Here is a 5,222-nt window from a genome sequence, read left to right on the forward strand (position 1 = left end):
CGGCAGCCACAAGTCGGCAATGCGCGCGGTTTCAATGTGGCGCGGATCGCAGACGATGATCTTGGCGCCGCGCGCTCGCGCCTTGAGGATGCGGCGGGCGACAATAGGGTGTGAGTCCGCGGCGTTATAGCCGAACACCAGTACGCACTCGGTATGTTCAATTTCGCAAATCGAGTTGCTCATCGCGCCGTTGCCCAGCGTCACATCGAGGCCAGAAACCGAAGGGCCGTGGCATACGCGAGCGCAGCAGTCGACGTTATTAGTGCCGGTCACCGCCCGGGCGAACTTCTGCATCACGTAGTTGGTTTCGTTGCCGGGACCACGGGAAGAGCCGGTATGCATGATGGCGTCGGGGCCATATTTTTCGCGGATGGCTAACAGTCGCGAGCTGGCGAATGCGATCGCTTCATCCCACGAGACCACTTCGAACTGCGCGCCTTTATGACGGCGGATCATGGGGTTTTTCAACCGTGGCGTGAGCAGTTTGGTATCGTTGAGAAAGTCCCAGCCGTAGTAGCCTTTCAGGCAGAGTTCGCCTTCGTTGGTCACACCCTTTGCGCCTTCCGCGCCGACGACTTTATTGTTCTCAACCAGCAGATTGATTTTGCAGCCTGACCCGCAATAAGGGCAGACGGTGATCACTTTTTTCATGTGGGTATCTCCTTCGGCGCTCCCGCTGGAGAGCGCTCCGAATTGCGCATCAGCGGCGTTGCGTGCCGTGGGCCGCGCTCCTTGTCCTGCGTTGAAGCTTAGTCAGCTTTCTGCTGATCTGCTGAGACGGATGGGTTTCTCAGCCGGGATTGCTACGCAGAAGACATAGGGACGCGCAGTCCTGATGCGGTGTCCTAACGTCTGATGATGACCGATGCGGGCGAGGGATTTACTGATCGCCGTCATAGCGGCGTAAGGTCTGGTGAACATGGTGCGGCGACAGGCGGTGTGTCGCCGTTGACTCGCGGTGTTATTCGGGGGGAAGACGTGCGTTTGTCCCTATGACAAAAGACGCGGGGTAGGCCGTTAGTGAATGACGTCGGCCCTGACAACGCGCTGCGGCTTGATGCGCATGGCGCTAATGACGCCGCAAACCAGACAGGCGATACCCGCGAGCGTCATCATCGGCGGCCAGCTTTGGCGCAGCATAAACGTATAGGCCAGCGCCGAAAGCGTTTCGAATACCAGCATGGGGCCCATCAACGCCGTGGGCAGCCGCTGACTGGCGGCATTCCAGCATATTGTCCCCAGCCAGGACCCCAGCAGTCCGATCGTCAGCATCAGCAGCACAAATCGTTCGGGTCGAGGGCCAAGAGGCAGAGAAAATGACGGCGAGGTCAGCGCCAGATAGCCGCCGACCATCACGTACGCCGCGAAAGCCAACGGCAGCGTAGCGATGCCCTGAGCCGTGGCCCAGGTCATAGGATGATGTGAGGGATGTTGCCGCAGCCAACGGGAATTTCGCAGTGGATACCAGGTCCAGCAGACGACGGCCATCAGCGCGAGGGCAATGCCGCTGAGATAGCGTGGCAGCGGCACGGATTCCGCGGCGCCCTGACGCTCCGCGATATTGACCAATACCAGACCGATAATAATCAGCAGCAGCGACGGGGTCAGCCGTCGCCAGGCCAACTGACCATCTTCCCGGCCGTACAACAGATTGGCGCTGACGGCGATGATGACCGGCAGCGTGCCGATAATCATGGAGGAAACCGGGGCGCCGGTCCGCTGGATCGCACTGGCGAGAAACAGGTAGTAGAGCAGATTGCCGACGGCCGACAGACGCAGCGCCTCAAACCAGTCGCTGCGAGACAGTTTCTTCAGTCGGCTACGGTCGAGCCACGCCAGCGGCAGGGCGATCAGCCCGAAGGCCAGATAGCGTCCGCTAGACTGCAACGCCGCCGGATAGTCGGGGATGATCAACGGCCCGATAAAGATGAGTCCCCACATCAATCCGGCGGATAGCGCAAAAAAAATTCCCGTTAACACAGTTTCGATCCTGATGAGTGACAACGCGGTGATGCGCGCAGCGGGCCGTCAGTCGCGGCCTGAAGAGCGAGCATACTCATTTAGCGACGTTCTATATCTTTAAAAGTTATATGTAGGAAATTTTGTTTATTTGTACGGAATAACATTACTTCGTATGAATAGTGCTAACAAGTAGCACAAGGGCGGGGCGAAGTGTGAACTTTCAACAACTGAGAATTATTCGGGAATCGGCACGGTGCAACTATAACCTGACCGAGGTGGCGAACACGCTCTATACATCGCAGTCGGGGGTGAGCCGTCATATTCGTGAACTGGAAGATGAGCTGGGCATTGAAATCTTCATCCGGCGCGGCAAGCGTCTGTTGGGGATGACGGAGCCAGGGAAAGAACTGCTGGTGATGGCTGAGCGTATCCTGAACGACGCCAACCATATCCGCAGGCTGGCTAACGTCTTCAGTGACAACGACGCCGGGGTCTTGGTGATAGCCACCACCCACACTCAGGCGCGATACAGTCTGCCGTCGGTCATTCAGTCGTTTCGGACGCAATATCCGCAGGTGCAGTTGGTGCTGCATCAGGGGACGCCGGAGGAGATTGTGGCGATGTTGTCTTCAGGTGAAGCGGACATCGGCATTGCCTCCGAACAGCTGATGAATACGACGTCGTTAGCCGCCTTTCCTTACTACCGCTGGCATCACTCCATTCTGGTGCCGTCAGGGCATCCGCTGGCGGACGGCGGCCCCATCACGTTGGATAAACTGAACACGGTGCCGTTGATCACCTATCGTCAGGGTATCACCGGGCGCTCGCGCATCGATCGGGCATTTCTCGCCGCGGGACTTTCTCCTCATATCGCGATTAGCGCGCAGGACTCAGACGTCATTAAGACCTATGTTGAATTAGGTTTGGGGGTCGGTATTTTGGCGGACAGATCCTACGATCCCGTACGCGACGTCGGGTTGGTGCGCATCGAGGCGGAACACTTGTTCGAAGCGAATACCGTCTGGCTCGGACTTAAACGCGGTCAGCTCCAGCGCAACTACACGTGGCAGTTCATCCAGCTTTGCAACCCGGAACTGACGCTGGAAGAGATCAAACAGCGGGTCTTCTCCGAAAGCGACAACGAAAACGTCCTCGATTACCAGATCTGATGTGTGTTCAACGGCGCGGGTGAATAAGACCTTTGTTCGCCCGCGCTGCTTTTACTCCTCCATTATTGCCATCAGTATGTTGCGCCGACCTTCATTTTCCCGGAGCACGGGTGTCCCCTAAATCTTCCCCCGGTGTCCGCGATTTTTCCGTCGCCTTGAACGGTGAAATCAAGCGTTTCATCCCTTTTTGCGCTCGTACCCCGTCTTTTTTTCAACTTTTTTGCGGCGAGACGGAGTGCTTTTATATTCTTAATGGCGCTAAAAAATAGCACTGATATTCCTGAATTTTCTGTAGCCAATGCAGGAAAAATCGTATTGCTTAACAGCATAATTATGAAATTGCTTATCTATGATTGGCTTGATCTCACCCACCTGGGATAGTAGCATCCCCGCTTTAACAATAACTTAGACAAGATGCGTTGTTGATAAAAACAGCGGTTTTGTTTTTAAATACAAATAGTTGTTCGTTATAAGTGAATAACTATTTGCATAATAAATAGACAGCTTGCCCCATTCGGCCGCTGCGATAATAAAAACCACCTCATCTTTGTAACCTCCCCCTCGTCTGGACATATTCAGCATCCGCTGATGGTGTGAGGCGCCGGTAGAACCGTCGCCTGCGAGGATCGGAGCACAGGAAATGGAAAGTGATATGAAAAAACAAAAAATTAGCCTGGCGTGGCAAATTCTCATCGCCCTGGTTGTTGGTATTGCCCTTGGGGCCTTCTTGCATGAACATCCGACCGAAAAACAGTGGCTGATCGCCAATGTTCTCAGCCCGGCTGGCGATATCTTCATTCGGTTGATCAAAATGATCGTGGTACCGATCGTCATCACCACGCTGGTAGTCGGTATTGCGGGTGTAGGCGATGCCAAAAAGCTCGGTCGTATCGGTTTCAAAACCATCCTCTACTTTGAAGTGGTTACGACGATAGCGATCATTCTCGGCATTACGCTGGCGAATATCTTCCAGCCGGGTCACGGCATTGATATGTCGACATTGACCAGCGTCGATATTTCACAATATGAGAAAACGACCGAACAGGTGCAGAGCGGTGCGCATAGCCTGGTCGGCACGATTTTGTCGCTCATTCCGCCCAATATTTTCGCCTCTATGGCGAAAGGGGACATGCTGCCGCTGATCTTCTTCTCCGTGCTGTTTGGTCTGGGCCTGTCTTCTCTGCCGCGCGAACAGCGTGATCCGTTGCTGAACGTGTTCCGCAGCGCATCCGAAACGATGTTCAAAGTGACCCACATGATCATGCGCTATGCGCCGGTCGGGGTCTTTGCGCTGATTGCCGTGACCGTGGCTAACTTCGGCTTTGCCTCGCTCTGGCCGCTGGCAAAACTGGTTGTGATGGTTTACGGCGCGATCGTGTTCTTCGCACTGGTGGTGCTGGGACTGGTGGCCCGCGTCTGTGGACTGCGAGTCAGCATGATTATCCGTATCCTGAAAGATGAGCTGATTCTGGCGTACTCGACGGCGAGCTCCGAAACCGTGCTGCCGCGTATCATCGAAAAGATGGAAGCCTATGGCGCGCCAAAGGCCATCACCAGCTTCGTGGTGCCGACGGGATACTCCTTCAATCTGGATGGTTCTACGCTGTACCAGAGTATTGCGGCGATCTTTATCGCGCAGCTGTACGGCATCGACCTGACCATTAGTCAGGAAGTCGTGCTGGTACTGACGCTGATGCTGACCTCCAAAGGGATCGCCGGTGTACCGGGCGTCTCCTTCGTAGTGCTGCTGGCGACGCTGGGCAGCGTGGGTATTCCGCTGGAAGGTCTGGCCTTTATTGCGGGCGTTGACCGTATTCTGGATATGGCGCGTACCGCGTTGAACGTGGTGGGTAACGCCCTGGCCGTTCTGGTTATCGCTAAATGGGAAGGACAGTTCGACGAGGAAAAAGCGCGTTCCTATGAAAGCGAAATTCGCGGACTGAACGCGAAGAACGCCAGCTAATATCGGTTTCATCATCGCGGGACGGCCCCTGAATCGGCGCCGTCCCCGTACAAAACGCAGCGCGATTTCGTCTCGCTGCGTTTTTTAATGCCTGTCGCTTTCCCCTTTAGACTGTCCTGACGCTGTCT

General features: G+C 55.4%; 4 protein-coding genes. 2 read left to right on the top strand and 2 right to left on the bottom strand.

What is annotated here, in order from left to right; all coding sequences use genetic code 11:
• The coding region (locus Q7O77_RS14400; protein WP_304168643.1) for a molybdopterin-dependent oxidoreductase at positions 1-651 on the bottom strand (651 nt) is incomplete at its 3' end.
• 366 nt (positions 652-1,017) lie between these two features.
• Complete coding sequence (locus Q7O77_RS14405) at positions 1,018-1,980, bottom strand: DMT family transporter (protein WP_304168645.1); 963 nt, start codon at positions 1,978-1,980, stop codon at positions 1,018-1,020.
• Positions 1,981-2,174: 194 nt separating this feature from the next.
• Here Q7O77_RS14405 and cbl point away from each other — a divergent pair, with 194 nt between their 5' ends.
• Together cbl and gltP are read left to right on the top strand one after the other, a co-directional pair.
• Positions 2,175-3,131, top strand: coding sequence for an HTH-type transcriptional regulator Cbl (gene cbl / locus Q7O77_RS14410; RefSeq protein WP_304168648.1), 957 nt, complete (start codon positions 2,175-2,177; stop codon positions 3,129-3,131).
• 652 nt (positions 3,132-3,783) lie between these two features.
• Positions 3,784-5,094, top strand: a complete 1,311-nt coding sequence (gene gltP, locus Q7O77_RS14415; protein WP_304168651.1) for a glutamate/aspartate:proton symporter GltP — start codon at positions 3,784-3,786, stop codon at positions 5,092-5,094.
• Positions 5,095-5,222: the final 128 nt, after the last annotated feature.

Source organism: Lonsdalea britannica (genome assembly GCF_946477055.1).
GTDB lineage: Bacteria > Pseudomonadota > Gammaproteobacteria > Enterobacterales > Enterobacteriaceae > Lonsdalea > Lonsdalea britannica_A.